Genomic DNA, 19,896 nt, shown 5'->3' with positions numbered 1-19,896 from the left:
AGGGAGCCCTCCTCCGATGCAGAAGTGGGAATACGCCACGGTGCCGCTGCTGGTCCACGCGACCAAGCAGATCCTCGACAACTGGGGCGAGGACGGCTGGGAACTGGTCTCCGTGGTCCCCGGCCCGAACCCGGAGCAGCTCGTCGCGTACCTGAAGCGTCCGAAGGGCTGACCTCGATGAGCAACGGACCCCACGCGAAGCTCGCCGAGCTCGGCCTCGAACTGCCCGAGGTGGTGCCGCCGGTGGCCAGCTACGTGCCGGCCGTCCAGTCCGGGCAGCACGTCTACGTGTCCGGCCAGCTGCCGATGGCCGAGGGCAAGCTGCTCGCCACCGGCAAGGTCGGCAACGGCGTCTCGGCCGAGCAGGCCAAGGACCTGGCGGAGCGGTGCGCGCTGAACGCGCTCGCCGCGATCGACGCGCTGGTCGGGCTGGAGAACGTGGTGAAGGTCGTGAAGCTGACCGGCTTCGTGGCCAGCGCACCCGGCTTCACCGGCCAGCCCGGCGTGATCAACGGTGCCTCCGACCTGTTCGGCGCCGTGTTCGGCGAGGCCGGCCGCCACGCCCGCAGCGCCGTGGGCGTGGCCGAGCTCCCCCTCGACGCCCCGGTAGAGGTAGAGGTCATCGTCGAGGTCGCGTAACGCTGGAGCCCGCGATCTTGCGGTTGTGGCCCCGGCAGAAGCCCCAGACGGGGACAAAGCTCGGGCCGGAACTGCAAGATCGCGGGGAGTGGCGGGCGGAGTCGTACGATCGCAGCCATGGGTGGGCGTATGGCCGGTGCGGCGGGGGCGCTTGCGGACGGGCTGCCGGGGTGGGTGACGCTGCTGCGTGCGCCGAACCCGGGGCCGATGACGCTCGACGGGACCAACACGTGGGTGCTGCGGGCCGGGCCGGACGCGCCCGCCGTCGTGGTCGACCCGGGTCCCGCCGACGAGGGGCACCTGGCCGCGATCGCGGCGCAGGGACGCATCGGATGCGTGCTGATCACGCACGGGCACGCCGACCACACCGAGGGCGCGCCCCGGTTGCGCGAGCTGCTCGACGGCGTACCGGTGCTCGCCGCCGACCCGGCGCACACCGCCGGAGGTGAGCCGCTCACCGCCGCCACCACCATCGACGTGGGGCTGGACCTGCGACTGCTGCCCACCCCCGGGCACACCGCCGACTCGGTCTGCCTGGTCGCCGCGCACGACGGCGAACACGTGGTGCTGACCGGTGACACCATCCTCGGCCGGGGCACCACAGTGGTCGCCCACCCGGACGGGCACCTCGGCGACTACCTGTCGAGCCTGGAGCTGCTCTCCGCGTACCGGGGGATCCCGGCGCTGCCGGGCCACGGCCCGGCGCTGGCCGACTGCGGTGTGGCGGCCGACTTCTACCTGGCCCACCGGCGGGCCCGGCTGGACCAGGTGCGTGCCGCCGTCGCCGCGGGCGCCACCACCGCCGCCGAGGTGGTCGCAGTGGTCTACGCCGACGTCGACAGGTCGCTGTGGTGGGCCGCCGAGTGGTCGGTCCGGGCCCAGCTCGAACACCTCGGAGTGGAGCAGCCGTGACCTGCCCGGTGTGCGGAACCGTAGCCGTGCCCGGGGCGCGGTTCTGCCACAACTGCGGGGCGGCGCTTCCGGCTGCCGCCACACTGCCCGCCGCCGAGCGCCGCGTGGTGACTGTGCTCTTCGGTGACCTGTCCGACTTCACCTCCTGGTCGGAGGACCTGGACCCGGAACGGGTCGGCGCGGTCACCGACCGGGTGCTGGCCGCCCTCGCGGGCGCGGTCAAGACGTTCGGCGGGCACGTCGACAAGCTCACCGGCGACGGGATCATGGCGGTCTTCGGCGCGCCCGTGGCGCACGAGGACGACGCCGAGCGGGCGGTCCGCGCCGCGCTGTCCATGCAGCGTGCGGTGCGGCGGGTGCTCGACGACGAGCGCGGCGGCGGCGCGCCGCTGGGCCTGCGCGTCGGCCTCAACACCGGGGACGTGATCGCGGGCATCCAGGCGGCGATCGAGTACACGGTCATCGGCGACACGGTGAACACCGCCGCCCGGCTGGCCGACGCCGCCGCCGTCGGTGCGGTCTACGCCGGTGCGCGCACGTCCGCCGCCACCCGGCACGTCGCCTCCTGGCGGGCGCTGCGCCCGCTGCGGCTCAAGGGCAAGCGGGAACCGGTCGAGGCGTACGAGCTGCTGGGCCTGCTCGACGCGCCCGGCACCCGGTCCGGGCTCGGTGACGAGGCGCCGTTCGTGGGCCGGGAGACCGAGATCGGCCGGGTCGCCGGCCGGCTCGCCGAGGTGATCGACAGGGGCGAGCCCCGGGTGCTGCTGATGACCGCCGAGGCGGGGATCGGCAAGTCCCGGTTCGCGGCCGAGGTGGAACGCCTCGCCGCCGGCTACGACGTCGGCGCCGGGCGGTACGCGGCGCACACCGGCGCCCGCGTCCTCTCGGTGCGCTGCGCGGCGTTCGGCGAACGGCGCCGGCTGGCCCCGCTGGCCGACCTGGTCCGGGCCGCCGTCGGCCTGCCCGGCGACGCGGCCACCGCGGTCACCCGGCCGGCCGTCGAGGAGCGGCTGCGCCGCCTCGGCCAGCGCCTGTCCCGGCTCCCCGGCGACCCGCCGCCGATCGCCGTGGACCAGCTCCTGGCCCTGCTCGGGTACGCCGAACTCCCGCCCGCCACCGAGAACGGCGAGTGGAACGCGGCCGGACCCCCGCCGGACGACGAGGCGGTGCCCACCGCCGTGGCGGACCTGCTCAGCGCGCTCGCCGGTGAGGCGCCGCTGGTGATCGTGGTGGACGACCTGCACGACGCCACCGCCGAGACGCTCAAGGCGCTCGCGCTGACCCTCAACCGGCTCAGCGGGCCGGTGCTGGTGCTGCTGCTCGGCCGCCCCGAGCTGGTACGGACCGCCGGCGCGCTGACCCGCGTCGCGGACGCCGAGGTGCACGCGCTGCCGCCGCTGCGCGGCGCGGACGCGTCCCGGCTGCTCACCAGCTACCTGTCCGGTGGCCGGATGCCCCAGACCGACGCGGACCGGCTGCTCGCCACCGCTCAGGGCAACCCGTTCTACCTGGCCGAACTGGTCACGCTGCTGATGGAGCGCGGCGCGCTCACGGCCGGGCCGGGGCGGGGCTCCGACGTCGGCTGGCGGCTCGCCCCGGGCTCGCTCGGCAGCCGGCTGCTCTCCCGGGACCTGGCCGCGGTGCTCGCCGCGCGTATCGACGCGCTGCCGCCCAACGCCCGCTCGGCGCTGCGCGACGCCGCGGTGGTGGGCGACACCGTACCGGCGGGCGCGCTGGAGGCGCTGCGGGAACAGCGGGTCGGGCAGGACGGGCGGCCCGCCGCGGTGGCCGCCGTCGAGCTGGACCGGGCCGTGGAGGAACTGCTGCAACGGCGCATGCTGCACCGCACCCGCAGCGGGTTCGCCTTCGCCACCCCGCTGATGCGGGAGGCCGCGTACGCCGGGGTGAGCAAGGCCGAACTGGCCGAGCGGCACGCGGCGCTGGCCCGCTGGGCCGCGCCGGAGAGCGTCGACGAGACCGGCGGCGCACCCGGGGGCGCGTTCACCGAGGCCGCCCGGGACGACTTCGTCGCCGAGCACGTGGAGCGGGCCACAGCGCTCGCCGACGCGGTCAAGCTGCGCCCGGACGCGCCGGCCCGGGCGGTCACCCCGCTGGGCGTGGCCGCGCTGGGCCGGGCCGCCCGCCGGTCGCTGCGGTCGGGGGAGCCGGCTCTCGCCGTCGAGTACGCCGAACGCGCGGCCGAGCTGGCCCGCGACGGGGTGCCCGCGGCTGACCGGGTGGTGCACGCCCGGGCGCTGCTCCAGGTCGGCCGCCCGGCCGACGCGCTGGCGTTCGCCGAGAAGATCGCCGCGAACACCGGCGACCCGGCCACCCGTACCGCCGCGTTGCTGCTCGCCGGGCAGGCCCAGCAGACCCTCGGTGACGCCGAGCGGGCCGAGTGCAACTGGCAGGAGGCGTTGCAGGTGGCGACCGACGCCGACCTGCCCACGCTGCGGGCCTCGGCGATGCGGCGGCTCGGCATGGCCGACTTCATCGCCGGCCGGCTCGGGCAGGCGAGCAGCCGGCTGGCCGCGTCCTACCAGGTCAGTCTCGCCGCGCGGGATCCCCGCGGGCAGGCGTGGTCGTTGCAGAACCTGGCCTGGGTGACCACCACCCGGGGCGACTTCGCCGGCACGGACGCGGTGCTCGGCCGGGCCGCCCGGCTCTTCGCCGAGCTGAAGGACCCGTACGGGCGGGCCTGGCTGCGCGGCACCACCGCGTTCGCCCGGCTGCTCGCGGGCCGGCTGCGAGAGGCGTGCCGGATGGCGCGGGTGTTCCTGCCGTTCGGGGAGCGGGTCGGCGAGGCGTGGGCGGTAGGGACGCTGCGCGCTGTCGAGGCGTACGCCACCGCCGAGCTGGGCGACCTGGCCGAGGCGGACCGGGCGGCGCGGCGTGCGTACCGGGACTTCGCCGAGGTGGGCGACGACTGGGGGCAGGGCTTCGCGCTCGTGGTGCGCGGAGTGGTGGCGCGCGGGCTGGGCGAGCCGGAACACGCGGCCGACCTGTTCACCGACGCGCTCGAGTACGCCGACCGCACCACCCACCCGCTGCTCACCGGCATGGCCGGGACGCTGCGCGGCTTCGTGGCGCTGGACATGGGCGACCACGAGGCCGCCGAGCGGGAGGCACGGTCGGTGCTGACCCGGGTGGAGCCGCACAACCCGCAGGCGCCGGCCCAGGTCGCGCCCCGGGTGCTGCTCGCCATGGCCCGCCTCGCGGCCGGTGATCCGGGGACCGCCGTGGGGCTGCTCGCCCCGGTCGCCACCGGCGCGGCGAACGCGCCCTCGCTGTTGTTCTCCCGGCGGCAGACGATGGCCCGGTACGCCGCCGCGCTGCTCGCCCACGGCCAGCGCGAACAGGCGCTCGACTGGGCGCAGCGGTCCATCACCGCCCCGGCGGAGGACGTCCGCAGCCAGGTGGTGGCGCTGCTCGTGCTGGCCGAGGCGCTCGACGCCTGCGGTCGGCGGGCCGAGGCGCTGACGCACGCGGAGGCGGCGGTACGCCTCGCGTACGCCACCGAGCAGCGCAGTGAGCGGATCGTCGCGGACGCGTTGCGGGTGCGCCTCTCCGGGGGCTGATCGCCCGTGTTCTGACGGTTCCGGGGATGTGTTCGTCGGTGGAGCCGGTTAGCGTGGGGCGGCCACAGTCGTGGATCGACTGTGGCCGCCCGGTGCGCGCCTGCGTCACCGGCAGATCACGCTGGGGAGGAACGATGAGGCTGCCGCGCTCGGGCGCCGGCTGGACGATCGCGGTCTTCGGGCTCCTCGCGCTGCTGCTCGGCGCGCTCGGTCTGATCTGGCCGGAGACGCAGCTGCGCCTGCTCGGCTTCGAGGTGCCGGCCGAGCGCGCTCCGGGCGACTACACCGGCACGTTCCTCACCGCGTCCTCGATGGCCTCGTTCAACATGGGGGTCTACTACCTGCTCGCCGTCGCCACCGAGTGGCGGCCGTTCTACCGGTTCACCGTGTGGTTCCGCCTGGTCACCTTCACCGTGTTCACCATCGCGGTGCTCTCCGACGTCGCGCCGGACCGCTTCTTCGCGGTCGCCGCGTGGGAGGGCCTGGGCGCGCTCGCCACGGCAGCCGGCCTGTGGTGGGACGCCCGCCGGGCGGCTCCCGCCGGTGCCGTGTCCGCGCCGGAGCCGGCGCCGGCCACCGACGCGGCGCGCTGACGGGTCCGGATCGTTGGGTATTTTCGAGTCGTGACCGAGACCCCGCCCGGCGCCCTGCGGCTGCCCATCGTGCCCGGTCTGACCGATCTGCAGGTGTTCGCCCGGGGCGGCTACGCCACCATCTACCGGGCCACCCAGATCTCGGTGGGACGCGAGGTCGCGGTCAAGATCGAGAACCGCACACTGGACAGCGAACGCGACCAGGCCCGCTTCCTGCGCGAGGCCCGTGCCGCCGGGCGGATGTCGTCGCACCCGCACGTCGTCGACCTGTTCGACGTCGGGGTCACCGTCGACCAGCACCCCTACCTCATCATGGAGCTGTGCGACGGCTCGTACGCCGAGCGGATGCGCACCTCCCCGCTGGGTCCGGCGGAGACCCGCGACCTCGGCGTGAAGATCGCCGACGCGCTGGCGCACTCGCACGCGGCGGGCGTCCTGCACCGCGACGTCAAGCCGGCGAACATCCTGCACTCCGAGTTCAACTCGGCGGTCCTGGCCGACTTCGGCCTGGCGGTGCTCGCCGAGTTCCGCGACTCCTCGGTGATGCTGGAGGCGCTCACCCCGGCGTACGCGCCGCCGGAGACGTTCAACCACAGCCCGCCCACGCCCGCCGTCGACGTCTACTCGCTGTGCGCCACGCTCTACGCGCTGATGTACGGACGTCCGCCGCGCTGGCACTCCGAACGCAACCCGAGCCTGGTGACCGTGCTGGAGATGTTCCAGCAGCCGATCCCGGGTCTGCCCGGCGTGCCCGGCGAGCTGATCGACGTACTCCGGCTGGGCATGTCGAACGACCCGGGCGCGCGGCCCTCGGCGGTCGAGCTGCGCGGCCTGCTCGCCTCGCTGCCGCTCGACGGCGCCCCGGCGACCGGCGGCCTGTACGACGGCGGCACCGGCGACCGGTTCCACCGCACCGGCGGGCCGAACCCGCGACCGCCCGCGGACGACGACCACCCGACGGTGGCCTCGCGCCGGCGCTGGCCCAAGCGCTGGTTCCTCGGCGGTGCCGGCGTGCTGGCGCTTGCGGCCTCGGCCGGCGGTGGCTGGGTCGCCGGCGGCCACGCTCCGGCCGCCCTGCCGACGCCGGCGGCCAGCGGGGTGGCCGGGGTGGCGCCGGTGCCGGGATGCGCGTCCGCCGACGTGCGGCTGCCCGCCGGGGCGCGCTGCGCGACGGAACTGGAGTGCTTCGGTCCGGTACGGCTGCGCCGCGACCGGGCCGAGGCGAGCCGGGTGCCGTGCGACGGCCAGCACACGTGGGAGACCTACGCCGCCGGTGACCTGCCGGCCGCGCTCGCCGGGGCCCGGCACGAGACGGTCGCGGCCGACCCGGCCGTCGGCAGGGTGTGCAACGCCGACACGTTCCGGCTGGTCAGCGGCGGCAAGTCGGCGAGCGGGTGGAACCTGGAGGTGCTGCCGCCGGAGGCCGAGGCGGACCGCACCTACCGCTGTCTGGCCGGCCGGGGCGTCAACGCGCTCGCCGGTCCCACGCTCACCGGTCGCTGAGCCCGTTCACGGTCCGGCCCTGCCGCACCGATCGCGGGTCGAGCGTCTCCAGCGTGTCCGCGTCCACCGCCGTCGGCGCCCGCATGCCGCGTACCACGCGCGGGTCCAGCGTCTCCAGCGTGTCCGCGTCGATCGGCTGACCCGCCGGGGTGCGCAGGTTCCGCACCGCGCGCGGGTCGATCGCCTCCAGCGTGTCGGCGTCCACTCCGTACCCCTGGTGGGGGACCGGCCAGGTCTCGGCCTGCGGGGTGGGCCCGCCGGTGCCGCCGGGCTGGCGCGCGGCGGTGATCGTCACTCCCGTGATCATGGCGAGCAGCACGCAGACCAGGGCCAGTACGACCGACAGGATGCCGGGCGGACGCCACACGGCGAGGGTCACCACCGCCGCCACCGTCGCCAGGGACGCGACGACGGCCTTCGCCCGCGCATCGGGCTTCGGGAACGATCTCACCCGACAAGCATGGCCCAGCGCGTCCACCTGTCAACCGGCGGGATGAGACGGCTTCCCGTCACCGACGCTCCACTTCGGAGTCGCAGGTAGCGACGATCGAGAAAGAATCGTTACATCATCTGGTCGTTTGCCGTATCGGTCCACGTTTGGGGGTCACTAACGTGGGCGTCGATCCCTACAGTGACGGGGGTCGAGGTCTCCTCGACGGAACTGTTCCCCGACGGAAGGCAGCCTCATGCCCCGTGCAATCCGATCCCTGGCCGCAACCGGGATCGCCGGCGTCCTCCTCGCCGGACCGGCCGTCGCGCCCGCCGCGGCGGCGACTCCGCAACCACCCGCGCACGACAGGACCACCGCCGCCGAGGCGCGCCGGGTGGACCGCGTGCCGACGCCAAAGCTCGACTGGTACGCCTGCTACGACTACGCCGAGTGCGCCACGGTCCGGCTCCCGCTGGACTACGACAACCCGAAGGGCGCCACCACCGAGGTCGCACTGCTCCGGGTCAAGGCCCGCGACCAGCAGCGCAAGGTCGGCAGCCTCTTCCTCAACCCGGGTGGCCCGGGTGGCTCCGGCACGAGCATCGCGCTCGCCGCGCCCTACTTCCTCGGCGACGACCTGCTCGACCGCTTCGACATCGTCGGCGTCGACCCGCGCGGCGTCGAGGCCAGCGAGAACATCAAGTGCTTCCGCTCGGTGAAGGACCAGACCCGGGCGTACGCCGGGCTGAACGTCGCGTTCCCGTGGACCAAGGCGGAGGAGAAGGCGTACGTCGCCGCGTCCAAGGCGGTCGGCAAGGCGTGCTCCACCACCGGCAAGCCGCTCACCGGGGCGGCCTCCACCGCCGAGGTGGCCCGCGACATGGACGTGCTGCGCCGCGCCGTCGGCGACAAGTTGCTCAGCTACCTCGGCTTCAGCTACGGCACCGCGCTGGGCCAGTACTACGCCAACATGTTCCCGGACCGCTTCCGCGCGCTCGTCGTCGACGGCGTGCTCGACCCGAACGCCTGGGTCGGCCAGGGCAGCACCCGCAACCAGCTCCAGGAGACGCGGCTGCGCAGCGCCGACGGCGCGTACCGGGCGCTGCGGGAGATCCTCGTCCGCTGCGGCAAGGCCGGCGCCGAGAAGTGCGAACTCGCCGCCACCGGCAACCCGCTGGCCGCGTACGACACGGTGGCGAAGCGACTCCGCAAGAAGCCCGTGGTGATCGAGGACCCGGACTTCGGCTCCTTCACCGTCAGCTACGCCGACTTCGTCGGTGCCACGCTCGGCGCGCTGTACGACCCGTACGGCTGGCAGTCGGTCGTCGACATCACCGTGCAGCTCCTGGCCGCCACCGATCCGGCCGCTGGCAAGGCCGCCACCGCGTCGGCCCGCCAGGCGCTCGCCGCCCGCGCCGCGCAGGCACGGCAACAGCGGGGGTACGACTTCCCGTACGACAACGGGCTGGAGACGTTCCTGACCGTCGACTGCACCGACGCGTACCACCCGAAGAGCGCCGACGCCTGGCCGGCGCTGTCGGCGAAGGAGGACAAGCGGGCGCCGTACTTCGGGCGCGCGTGGGCCTGGGGCACCTCGCCCTGTGCCCGCAACACCTGGACGGTGCGGGACGAGGACGCCTGGACCGGGCCGTTCAACCGGGTCACCGCCGCTCCGGTGCTCGTCGTCGGCAACTACTGGGACCCGGCGACCAACTACCAGGGTGCGGTCAGCTCGGCCGAGCTGCTGCCGAACAGCCGCCTGCTGAGCAGCGACAGCTGGGGCCACACCGCGTACGGCACCTCGGCGTGCGTGACCGGCCGGATCGACGCGTACCTGCTGACCGGCAAGCTGCCGGCCAAGGGCACGCTCTGCGTCGGTGACGCGCAGCCGTTCCAGGAGGACGCGGCGGCCGGCCGGGCGGACGCGTCGAAGAGCGAGCTGGCCCGGGCGGGCGAGCCGCGCCGGGGCGAGCCGAAGCGGCTGCCGCCGGTGGCGACGCCGCGTCCGGCGGTCGGCACGCTGACCGTCCGCTGACGGACCCCCGGGGTACGGCGGGTGATCGGGCACCCGCCGTACCCCGGGCCGCAGGCGCGTAGCCGACTGGTCCGGCCGCTCGCCTCGATCACCGAGGCGGCGGTGCTGGCCATGCTGGTCTGGGCCGCGTTGCCCGCCCCGCCCCGGCCGGGTGGAACGTCATGGGTGTCTCGGAGGCGTTTTGACACCCATGACGTTCCACTCACCGCAGGCGCTGGTCAGTAGGACTTGTCCTGGCCGAGGACGTGCTGGGCGACGAAGTTGAGGATCATCTCCCGGCTCACCGGGGCGATCCGGCCCGCGCGTACCGCGCCGAGCAGCGTCGCCACGCCGTACTCGGTGGTCATGCCGGCCCCGCCGAGCGCCTGGACGGCGGTGTCGACGGCGAGCGCGGCGGCCTCACCCGCCGCGTACTTGGCCATGTTGCCGGAGATGCCGGCCTCCAGGTCGCGGCCCGCGTCGTAGAGCGTGGCCGCCTTGTGGATCATCAGCCGGGCCAGCTCGACCTGCACTGCGGCGTGCGCCAGCGGGTGCGCCACACCCTGGTGCGAGCCGATCGAACGCCCGCCCCACACCTTGCGGGTGGACGTGTAGTCGCTGGCCTTCTCGATCGCGTACCGGCCGGTGCCGGCGCCCATCGCGGCGACGGTGATGCGCTCCGGGTTGAGCCCGGCGAACAGCGCGGGCAGCCCGGCGTCGAGCGACTCGCCGACGAGCGCGTCGGCGGGCAGCCGGACGTCGTCGAGGAAGAGCAGGAACTGGTTCTCCGGCGACAGGATCTCCATGTCCAGCTTGGACTTCTCTAGGCCGGGCGCGTCGGTCGGCACGATGAACAGCGCCGGCTTCAGCTTCCCGGTGGACGCGTCCTCGGTACGTGCCACCACGAGCACGTGGCCGGCCTCGTCCACCCCGGAGATGTAGATCTTCCGGCCGCTGAGCAGCCAGTCGTCGCCGTCGCGCCGGGCCACAGTGGCGAGGCGGTGGAAGTTCGAACCGGCGTCCGGCTCGGTGATCGCGAAGACGATCTTCTGGGAGCCGTCGGCGAGGCCGGGGAGGTGCTTCTTGCGCTGCTCCTCCGTACCGTGCTTGTTGATGATCGTGGCCGCGATGGCGGGGGAGACCACCAGGAGCAGCAGCGGGCAGCCGGTCGCGGCCAGCTCCTCGCACACCAGCGCCAGCTCGGTGATGCCGCCGCCCCCGCCGCCGTACTCGGTGGGGATGTTCACGCCCAGGTAGCCGAGCCGGCCGGCCTCGTGCCACAGCTCGTCGGTGTGCCCGCCGGACTTGGCCTTCTCGACGAAGTAGGAGTGGCCGTACTTGCGGCCCAACGCCCGTACGGCGTCGCGGAGCTGGTCCTGCTCGGGGGTCAGGTCGAAGTTCACTGCGGGTCCTCCTCGGGGTCCACCACGGCAAGTACGGCACCCGTCTCGACCTGGCCGCCGGCCGGCACCGGCAGCTCCGTCACCACGCCGTCGGCGGGGGCGAGCACGGGATGTTCGAGCTTCATCGCTTCCAGCGTCAGCAGCAGGTCACCGGCGGCGACCCGCTGACCGACCTCGACGTGCACCCGGGTCACCGCGCCGGGCAGCGGCGCGAGCAGCGACCCGGCCGCCAGCTCCGCGGTGGGCAGGGGCAGGCGGGGCAGCTCGGTGAGGCTCGCCGCCCCGTCCGGGCCGTCCACGAAGACCGACGACCCCGCCCGGTGTACGCGGAACGCCCGCCGCACCCCGTCCACGTCGAGCACCACCCGGTCCGGGGTGGCGTCGACGACCGTCACGGCCGGGGTGGCGTCGGACGACGACACCGACCATTCAGCGAGCCCACCGGTGCGGTCGAGCCGGTACCGGACCTCGATCTCCTCGTCGCCCGGGCCGGTGAAGCGGGTGACCTGCGGGAAGGACGGCACGTTGCGCCAACCCGACGGCAGCCCGGCCAGCACCGGTGCGGCGGCCCGGCGCGCGGCGGCCCCGGCCAGCGCGGCGGCCAGCGCCGCGACCGGAAGCTGCTCGGCAGGCAGCAGCGGCGCGAACACCTCCGGGTGCCGGTCCAGGAAGCCGGTGTCCACGTCCACCGCGGCGAACTCCGGGCTGCGAAGCACACGGACCAGCAGGTCCCGGTTGGTGGCCACGCCGTGCAGTTCGGCGCGGGCCAGCGCGCCGGCCAGGGCGCGGGCCGCCTCGGTGCGGGTGGGCGCCCAGGCGACGAGCTTCGCCAGCATCGAGTCGTAGTGCACGCTCACCGTCGAGCCGTCCACCACACCCGAGTCCAGGCGCAGCCCGCGGGCCGGACCGAACTCGGCGGCGACCCCGGGGATCGCGAACCGGTGCAGCGTGCCGGTGGCCGGACGGAAACCCTGAGCCGGGTCCTCGGCGCACAGCCGTACCTCGATGGCGTGACCGTCGGCCGGCGGCGTGGTGGTGACCGGCAGCGGCTCGCCCTCGGCGACGAGCAGTTGCAGCCGGACCAGGTCCAGCCCGGTGGTCAGCTCGGTGACCGGGTGCTCCACCTGGAGGCGGGTGTTCATCTCCAGGAAGTGCACCTGACCGTCCGGCGCGAGCAGGAACTCCACGGTGCCCGCGCCGACGTAGTCGACTGCGCGCCCGGCCGCCACCGCCGCCTCGTGCAGTGCCGCCCGCACGTCGTCGGGCAGCACACCCGGTGCCTCCTCGACGATCTTCTGGTGACGGCGCTGGATGGAGCAGTCGCGTACCCCGAGCGCCACGACGGTGCCGTGGGTGTCACCGAAGATCTGCACCTCGACGTGGCGGCCGCGTTCCACGTACCGCTCGATGAAGACCGTGCCGTCGCCGAACGCCGCCGCCGCCTCGCGGCGCGCGCCAGCGACGGCCTCGGCCAGCCCGGCCGCGTCGCGGACGATCCGCATGCCCCGGCCGCCGCCACCGGCAGCGGCCTTGACCAGCACCGGGAAGGCGGCGACCTCGGCCGGGTCGGTCCAGGTGGGCAGCATCGGCACGCCCGCGTCGGCGAGCAGCGCCTTGGCGGCCATCTTGTCGCCCATCGCCGCGATCGCCTTGGCCGACGGACCGATCCAGGTCAGGCCCGCGTCGGTCACCGCCGCGGCGAACTCGGCGTTCTCGGCCAGGAACCCGTAGCCGGGGTGGACGGCGTCCGCGCCGGAGCGCCGGGCCGCGTCGAGGATGGCGTCGATGCGCAGGTACGTCTCGGCCGGCGTGTTCCCCGGCAGCCGGACGGCCTGGTCGGCGTCTGCGACGAACGGCGCGTCGGCGTCCGCGTCGGAGTGCACGGCGACGGTGGCCACGCCGAGGGCGCGGCAGGTGGCGAAGACCCGGCGGGCGATCTCGCCCCGGTTCGCAACCAGAAGCTTCGTGATCATTGGCGCTGAGCCTGCCTTTCGTTCGCGACTGCGGGACTCCGCTTCGCTGCGTTCCTCGCGCTCACAGGTCACATCCGGAAGACGCCGAAACCGTCGGCGCCCTTCACCGGTCCGTTGTGGATCGCCGACAGGCACAACCCGAGGACGGTACGGGTGTCCCGGGGGTCGATCACCCCGTCGTCGTAGAGCCGCCCGGACAGGAACAGCGCGCCGGACTGCGACTCGATCTGCTGCTCGACCATCATCCGCATGGCGGCGTCGGTGTCCTCGTCGTACTCGCGTCCCCGGGCCGCGGCCGCCTGCCGGGCCACGATGGACAGCACCCCGGCGAGCTGTGCCGGGCCCATCACCGCCGACTTCGCGTTCGGCCAGGTGAACAGGAACCGGGGCTCGTACGCCCGGCCGCACATGCCGTAGTTGCCGGCGCCGTAGGAGGCACCCAGGTTGACAGTCAGGTGCGGCACCTTCGAGTTCGACACCGCGTTGATCATCAGGGCGCCGTGCTTGATGATGCCGCGCTGCTCGTACTCGGTGCCGACCATGTAGCCGGTGGTGTTCTGGAGGAAGACCAGCGGTGTGTCCGCCGCGTTGGCGAGCTGGATGAACTGGGCCGCCTTCTGCGCCTCCTGGCTGAACAGCACGCCCCGGGCGTTCGCGAGCACACCGACCGGGTAGCCGTGCAGCTCACCCCAGCCGGTCACCAGCGCGGTGCCGTAGCCGGGCTTGAACTCGTCGAACGCGCTGTCGTCGAGCACCCGGGCCAGCACCTCGCGCGGGTCGAACGGCACCTTCAGGTCGGCGCTGGCGATCCCGAGCAACTCCTCCGGGTCGTACCGGGGTGGCAGCGGGTGGGGGTTGCGCGGCGGCGGGCCGTGCTTGCGCCAGTTGAGCCTGCGGACGCACTGCCGGGCCAGCCGGATGCCGTCGCGCTCGTCCTCGGCGAGGAAGTCGGCCAGGCCGGAGGTGGTGGCGTGCATCGCCGCGCCGCCGAGCGACTCGTCGTCGGTGACCTCGCCGGTGGCCATCTTCACCAGCGGCGGTCCGGCCAGGTAGACCTGCGAGCGGTCCCGGATCATGACGGTGAAGTCCGACATGCCCGGCACGTACGCGCCGCCGGCGGTGGCGTTGCCGAAGACCACGCTCACGGTCGGGATCCGCTGCGCGGACAGCCGGGTCAGGTCACGGAACACCCGGCCGCCGGGAATGAAGATCTCCGCCTGGGTGGGCAGGTCCGCCCCGGCCGACTCGACCAGGTTCACCATCGGCAGCCGGTTGGCCGCCGCGATCTCACCCGCCCGCCGGGTCTTCGCCAGCGACCACGGGTTGATCGCGCCGCCGCGTACCGTCGGGTCGTTCGCCACGATCAGGCACTCGACGCCCTCGACCACACCGATGCCGGTCACGGTGCTGGCGCCGACCGGGAAGTCGGTGCCGTACGCGGCCACCGACGACAACTCCAGGAACGGGCTGTCCGGGTCGAGCAGCAGCTCGATCCGCTCCCGGGGGAGCAGCTTGCCGCGACCGTGGTGGCGGGTCACGTACTTCTCGCCGCCACCGCCCCGGGCCTGGTCGAGCGCCTCCTCCAGCTCGGCCAGGCGTTCCAGCAGCGCCTCCCGGTTGGCGGTGAAGGCGGGCGCGGACGGGTCGATGGTGCTCTGCAGGACAGTCGTGCTCATAGGCCCATGCCCTTCGCGATGATCTCGTTCATGATCTCGGTGGTGCCGCCGCCGATGCCGAGCAGACGGGCGTCCCGGTAGTGCCGCTCCACCTCGGCGTCACGCATGTAGCCGAAGCCGCCGTGCAGTTGCAGCGCGGCGTCGACCACCCAGTCGCAGGTGGCCACCGCCACGTTCTTCGCCATCGCCACCTCGGTCACCACCGGCTGGCCGGCGGCCACCCGCTCGGCGACGTCGTGCACGTACGCCCGGGCCGCGTCGGTACGGCTGTGCATCTCAGCCAGCTTGTGCCGGACCACCTGGCGCCCGACGAGCGGACGGCCGAACGTCTGGCGGTCGCGGCACCACTGCACGGCCAGGTCCACGCAGCGCTGCGCGGTCGCGTACGCCTGGGTGGCGAGCGACAGCCGCTCGTTGGCGAACTGCTGCATGATGGCGAGGAATCCGGTGTCCTCCGGGCCGACCCGGTTCGTCACCGGCACCCGCACGTCGACGAAGGACAGCTCGGCGGTGTCGGAGCAGTGCCAGCCCAGCTTCTCCAGCCGCCGCCCCACCGTGAACCCGGGCGTGCCCTTGTCGATCACCAGCAGGCTGACCGAGCCCGAGCCGGGGAACTCGGTGCAGACCGCAGTGGTGACGAAGTCGGCGCGGACCCCGCTGGTGATGTACGTCTTGGAGCCGTTTACGACGTAGTGGTCGCCGTCGCGTACCGCACAGGTGCGGATGCCCGCCACGTCCGAGCCGCCGTCCGGCTCGGTGATCGCCAGCGCGCCGATCATCGTCCCGGCGAGCGCCGGCCGGACGTACTTGTCGATCAGCCCTTCGTCCTGGGTCTCGACCATGTGCGGCAGCGCGATGCCGTGCGTGAACAGCGCCGCGACCAGCCCGGACGACCCGCCCGAGCGGATGATCTCCTCGGTGACGACCATCGAGTCGAGCAGGTCACCGCCGCTGCCGCCGACCGACTCCGGGAAGCCGATGCCGAGCAGGCCGATCTTGGCGGCGGTCTCGTGCAGCGACCGGGGCACCTCGCCCGCCCGTTCCCAGTCGGACAGGTGCGGCAGCACCTCCCGGGTCACGAACGAGCGGGTCAGCTCGCGCAGTTGCCGGCGTTCCGGCGTGTCCACGATGGTCATGCCGGAGCCTCCGTCGGAAGATCGACGACTCGCGAGCGCAGCAGCTCGCCGAGTGCCTTGGCCTGGGGGTCGAACCGGGTGGATGCGGCCACGCCCTGCCCGAGCAGTCCGCGGATCACGAAGTTGACAGCGCGCAGGTTCGGCAGCTCGTACCGCTCGACGGTGAGCGCCGCGGTCTCCGGCAGCAGCTCGGCCAGCCGCTCCACGGTCAGCCAGTCGCGCAGCCACGGCCAGGTCGCGTCGGTACGCGCCCAGACGCCCAAATTCGCGTCGCCACCCTTGTCGCCCGACCGCGCGCCGACCAGCTCACCCAGCGCCCCCCGCCGCGTCCCGTGCAAGGAAGGGCCCCCTGTTGACGCCTCATGTCGTACAGGGGCCCCCTGCAAACCGCCCGTCACCGGCGGCGGCGCGATCGGCACCCGCTCGCCGGAGGGCAGCACCGCGACGTGCTCGACAGCGTCCTGCGCGATCGTGTCGGCGGTGAACACCCCGTACGGCGTCGCGTCGCCCGGCAGCGTGGTCAGCGTGCAGCCCGGGTAGGAGGCCAGCGCCAACTCGACCGCCGCCGCCGAGAACGCCCGCCCGGCCCGCGACTTGTCGCCGTCACGCAGGTGTACGTGCAGCAGCGCGCTCGCCGCCTCGGTGTCGCCGGTGTCCGGGTGGTCGGTACGGGCCAGCGTGAACTCCAGCCCCTCCGTGCCGACCGACTCCTCGATCTGGCCCCGGACCAGTGCCGCCTTGGCCGGGATGTCCAGCCCGCACAGCACGAACGTCATCGAGTTGCGGAAGCCGCCCAGGTTGTTGACGCCCACCTTGAGCGTGTCCGGAGGCGGCGTGCCGCGCACCCCGGAGACGCTTACCCGGTCCGGGCCCTCCTGCGCCAGCCGCACCGTGTCCAGCCGCGTCACCACGTCCGGGCCGAGGTAGTCCGGCCCGCCCACCTCGTACAGCAGCTGGGCGGTGACCGTCTCGACGGTGACCGCGCCGCCGGTGCCGGGGTGCTTGGTGAGCACCGACGAGCCGTCCGGGTGCAGCTCGGCGATCGGGAAGCCGGGGCGGTGCCCGCCGTCCGGCAGTTCGGTGAAGAAGCTGAAGTTGCCGCCGGTGACCTGCGCGCCGCACTCGATCAGGTGCCCGGCCACAGTCGCGCCGGCCAGCGCGTCGAGGTCGTCGCGGGTCCACCCGAAGCGGGCGATCGCCGGGCCGACAGCCAGCGAGGCGTCGGTGACCCGCCCGGTGACCACCACGTCCGCGCCCGCGTCGAGGCAGGCCGCGATCCCGAACGCGCCCAGGTAGGCGTTCGCGGTCAGCGCGTCCGGCCGCTGGATCGCGTCGCCCTCGACGTACCCGACCCGGACCTGGAGGCCGAGCCGGTCGCCGAGCGACCGGATCGCGTCGGCCAGCCCGGCCGGGTTGAGGCCGCCCGCGTTGGTGACCAGCGTGACGCCGCGCTCCAGCGCGGTGCCGAGCACGCCCTCCGCCTGGCGCAGGAACGTCTTGGCGTACCCGAGCGACGGGTCGCGCATCCGGTCCCGGCCGAGGATGAGCATGGTCAGCTCGGCCAGGTAGTCACCGGTCAGCACGTCCAGCTCGCCGCCGTCGAGCATCTCCCGCCAGGCGGCGAAGCGGTCGCCGTAGAAGCCCGACGCGTTCCCGATCCGCAGCACGCTCATGAGGAGGTTCCGTTCGCCGGTTCGCGCTTGTCGCCGGGCGGGCCGGCGAACGCCTGGGCCACGTCCAGCCATTCGTCGGCCACCGGCCCGGTGGCGGTCAGGGCCAGGTCCGCGCGGTGCCGGCGCTGCGTGACGAGCAGGCAGAAGTCGAGTGCCGGGCCGGTCACCCGGTCGGCCGCGTCGGCCGGCCCGAACTCCCACACGTCACCGTCCGCGGGCGCGGTCAGCTCGACCCGCACCGGCACCGTGGGCACCTCGCGGCCGTGGGCGGCGAAGCCGTGCCCGAGGGTACGGACGCCGAGGTGCGCGATGTGCCGCAGGCGCTCGGTCGGGGTACGGCTGACGCCCAGCGCGTCTGCCACGTCCTCGCCGTGCGCCCACGTCTCCATGAGCCGTGCGGTCGCCATCGAGGTGGGCGACATGCTGGTGCCGTACCAGGGGATCTTCTGCCCGGCCGGGACGGCGGCGAGCGCCCCGGCGAGCGCGGACCGGCCGGAACGCCAGCGGGACAGCAGCGCGGGCGGGGGCGCGAGGAAGGACTCGGCGCCGTCCTCGACCAGGCGCGACGGGTCCGGCGCGGCCATCACCGAGGCGAAGAACGCGGACTCGTCGGTGGCCGCCAGGTAGGCGACGTGGTCGGTCCAGGCCAGGTGCGCGACCTGGTGTGCGACGGTCCAGCCCGGGGCCGGTGTCGGCCGCTCCCATCCTTCCGGCGGCAGGTCCGCGACGAGCGCGTCGAGCTGTTCGGACTCGGCGGCCAGATCCGCGAGCAGGGCTGTCAGGTCGACCATTGTGCCTCCGGGCGGGGGTGGGGCGTCAGGGGATCAGTGCCGCTCGCTCTCGGGGGTGAGCAGCGCGGCGAGCTGGCGTTTCCAGGTGTGCAGCAGGGCGGCGCGGCGGGGCGAGTCGTCGCTGAGCAGGTTGGCCACGCCGAGGCCGCGCAGCAGGTCGAGGGTGGCCTGCACCGACTCGCGTACGCCCGGCTTGCGCTCGTCCACACCGAGCAGCTCGACGGTGAGCCGGTGCATCTCGCGGCCGATCCGCGCCTCCAGCGGCACCAGCGCGGCGCGCAGCTCGGCGTCGGTACGCGCGGCCACCCACAGCTCCAGCGCGGCCACGAACAGCGGGCCGGTGAAGGAGGCGGCGAGCAGGTCGACCACGCCGTCGAGCCGCTTCGGGCCGACCGGCAGGTGCGCCGCCTCGGCGCGCAGCTCGGCCGCCCGGCGCTCGGTCAGGTGGGTGACGGCGGCGGTCACCAGCGCGGCCTTTGTGGGGTAGTGGTGCAGCTGGGCGCCCCGGGAGACGCCGGCGTGTGCCGCCACCACTGTCGTCGTGGTGCCGGACCAGCCGTGCTCCACCAGGCACTCGACGGTCGCCTCCAGCAGCCGGGCCTGGGTGGCACGGCTGCGCTCCTGCTGCGGAACTCGGCTCGACACGCAGACAGCGTGCCCCGCCCAAAACAAACAGTCAAGCCTGACTTTTTTGAAAGGAGGGGGCCCTTGTTGACGCCTGCGGTAGAGGATAGGGCCCCTTTTTAACGCCTCAGCGGCCGTCGCGCGGAGCGAAGACGGTGAGCGCGTCGGCGTCGGAGTGGCGGGAGCGGACGTACTCGTCGGCCCAGGCCGCCGCATCCGGGAACGTGGACTCGGCGGCGACCCGGGCGCAGGCGACGTCCACGTCGAAGCGGGTCCGGCGCAACTGCACGCCCGGGCCGAGCAGCGCCCACCAGGCGCCCGCGCCCCCGTACGGCATGCCGACGCTGCCCGGGTTCACCACCAGGCGACGGTCGACCAGCCGGGTGAACGGCATGTGCGTGTGCCCGCAGACCACCGTGCCGACCTCGGCCGGCAGGCCGGCGAAGACCTCGGCCCAGCGGTCCAGCCGCGAGTCGACGAGCACGACCTCCTCGTCGTCGCGCGGGGTGGCGTGGCAGAACAACACGTCGCCCAGGCCGGTGACCGGCAGCGTGACCGATGGCGGCAGCGCGGCCAGCCGGGCCACCTGGTCGTCGCGGAGCTGCCCGGCGGCCCAGTTCGAGACCTCGATCGGGGAAGCCTTCCCGGCCCGGGCCTGCACCAGCTCCCGGTCGGCGTTCCCGCCGACCCAGCAGGCCCGGTCCCCGAGCGCGGTCAGCAGGTCCAGCACCTCGACCGGCTGCGGACCGGCGGCCAGGTCACCGGTGAGGACGATCAGGTCGGCGGCTGCCACGTCCGGCTCGGCCAGCACTGCTTCCAGCGCGGGCAGCACACCGTGGATGTCGGAGAGGACGGCGACGCGATCGGGCATCGTCCCAGCCTGGCGGCACCGGGGCGGGAGCACCAAGCGATTCTGCGGCGGGCAGAGCCGGCTCGCTCAGAGGCGACACC

General features: G+C 74.0%; 16 protein-coding genes. 7 read left to right on the top strand and 9 right to left on the bottom strand.

The features are described 5' to 3' along the window. The first annotated feature begins 16 nt into the window (after positions 1 to 16). The 6 genes from SM452_RS04665 (at position 17) to SM452_RS04640 (ending at position 7,225) form a co-directional block, all read left to right on the top strand. The gene (locus tag SM452_RS04665) at positions 17 to 172 is read left to right on the top strand and encodes a DUF4177 domain-containing protein (protein WP_013289021.1); all 156 of its coding nucleotides are present in this window, start codon (positions 17 to 19) and stop codon (positions 170 to 172) included. A gap of 5 nt (positions 173 to 177) precedes the next feature. Then, complete coding sequence (locus tag SM452_RS04660) at positions 178 to 639, top strand: RidA family protein (RefSeq protein ID WP_135242382.1); 462 nt, start codon at positions 178 to 180, stop codon at positions 637 to 639. Between the two features lie 117 nt (positions 640 to 756). Then, positions 757 to 1,551, top strand: coding sequence for an MBL fold metallo-hydrolase (locus tag SM452_RS04655; protein WP_436798900.1), 795 nt, complete (start codon positions 757 to 759; stop codon positions 1,549 to 1,551). Then, positions 1,548 to 5,129, top strand: coding sequence for an adenylate/guanylate cyclase domain-containing protein (locus tag SM452_RS04650; RefSeq protein ID WP_463839342.1), 3,582 nt, complete (start codon positions 1,548 to 1,550; stop codon positions 5,127 to 5,129). The genes SM452_RS04655 and SM452_RS04650 overlap by 4 nt, the downstream gene beginning before the upstream one ends. Before the next feature lie 134 nt (positions 5,130 to 5,263). Continuing rightward, positions 5,264 to 5,722 carry a hypothetical protein gene (locus SM452_RS04645; protein ID WP_194801984.1) on the top strand — a complete coding sequence of 153 codons (459 nt, stop codon included), beginning with the start codon at positions 5,264 to 5,266 and terminating at the stop codon, positions 5,720 to 5,722. Between the two features lie 30 nt (positions 5,723 to 5,752). Beyond that, a complete protein-coding gene (locus SM452_RS04640) occupies positions 5,753 to 7,225 on the top strand; it encodes a serine/threonine-protein kinase (protein ID WP_355510969.1) in 1,473 nt (490 codons plus the stop codon). On the opposite strand, the gene SM452_RS04635 is transcribed toward SM452_RS04640, so the two are convergent. Next, on the bottom strand, positions 7,212 to 7,676 hold the full coding sequence (locus SM452_RS04635) for a hypothetical protein (protein ID WP_262013425.1): 465 nt from the start codon (positions 7,674 to 7,676) through the stop codon (positions 7,212 to 7,214). The two genes, SM452_RS04640 and SM452_RS04635, sit on opposite strands and share 14 nt — an antisense overlap. A 235-nt stretch (positions 7,677 to 7,911) precedes the next feature. Between SM452_RS04635 and SM452_RS04630 the strand changes: the two genes are divergently transcribed. Beyond that, entirely contained in the window at positions 7,912 to 9,690 is a 1,779-nt protein-coding gene (locus tag SM452_RS04630; protein WP_463839341.1) for an alpha/beta hydrolase, read from the top strand. 218 nt (positions 9,691 to 9,908) lie between these two features. On the opposite strand, the gene SM452_RS04625 is transcribed toward SM452_RS04630, so the two are convergent. The 8 genes from SM452_RS04625 to SM452_RS04590 all read right to left on the bottom strand — a co-directional run bounded on the left by SM452_RS04625 (position 9,909) and on the right by SM452_RS04590 (position 19,816). Then, positions 9,909 to 11,072, bottom strand: a complete 1,164-nt coding sequence (locus SM452_RS04625; protein WP_262013423.1) for an acyl-CoA dehydrogenase family protein — start codon at positions 11,070 to 11,072, stop codon at positions 9,909 to 9,911. Beyond that, positions 11,069 to 13,045, bottom strand: a complete 1,977-nt coding sequence (locus SM452_RS04620) for an acetyl/propionyl/methylcrotonyl-CoA carboxylase subunit alpha (protein WP_463839340.1) — start codon at positions 13,043 to 13,045, stop codon at positions 11,069 to 11,071. The genes SM452_RS04625 and SM452_RS04620 overlap by 4 nt, the downstream gene beginning before the upstream one ends. Positions 13,046 to 13,113: 68 nt before the next feature. After that, the gene (locus SM452_RS04615; protein ID WP_262013421.1) at positions 13,114 to 14,721 is read right to left on the bottom strand and encodes an acyl-CoA carboxylase subunit beta; all 1,608 of its coding nucleotides are present in this window, start codon (positions 14,719 to 14,721) and stop codon (positions 13,114 to 13,116) included. After that, the gene (locus SM452_RS04610) at positions 14,718 to 15,857 is read right to left on the bottom strand and encodes an acyl-CoA dehydrogenase family protein (RefSeq protein ID WP_013289010.1); all 1,140 of its coding nucleotides are present in this window, start codon (positions 15,855 to 15,857) and stop codon (positions 14,718 to 14,720) included. The genes SM452_RS04615 and SM452_RS04610 overlap by 4 nt, the downstream gene beginning before the upstream one ends. Then, positions 15,854 to 17,530, bottom strand: coding sequence for an acyclic terpene utilization AtuA family protein (locus SM452_RS04605; protein WP_463839339.1), 1,677 nt, complete (start codon positions 17,528 to 17,530; stop codon positions 15,854 to 15,856). Before SM452_RS04605 ends, SM452_RS04610 begins: the two co-directional genes overlap by 4 nt. Continuing rightward, positions 17,527 to 18,321, bottom strand: coding sequence for a TIGR03084 family metal-binding protein (locus SM452_RS04600; protein WP_262013418.1), 795 nt, complete (start codon positions 18,319 to 18,321; stop codon positions 17,527 to 17,529). Before SM452_RS04600 ends, SM452_RS04605 begins: the two co-directional genes overlap by 4 nt. A gap of 33 nt (positions 18,322 to 18,354) precedes the next feature. Then, complete coding sequence (locus SM452_RS04595) at positions 18,355 to 18,966, bottom strand: TetR/AcrR family transcriptional regulator (RefSeq protein ID WP_013289007.1); 612 nt, start codon at positions 18,964 to 18,966, stop codon at positions 18,355 to 18,357. A 106-nt stretch (positions 18,967 to 19,072) separates the two neighbouring features. Then, positions 19,073 to 19,816 (bottom strand): metallophosphoesterase family protein, encoded by a 744-nt coding sequence (locus SM452_RS04590; RefSeq protein ID WP_463839338.1) that lies wholly within the window; start codon positions 19,814 to 19,816, stop codon positions 19,073 to 19,075. Between the last annotated feature and the right edge of the window lie 80 nt (positions 19,817 to 19,896).

It is taken from the genome of Micromonospora sp. SYSU B005 (genome assembly GCF_055362685.1).
This window is presented reverse-complemented; position numbering and strand designations above follow the sequence as displayed.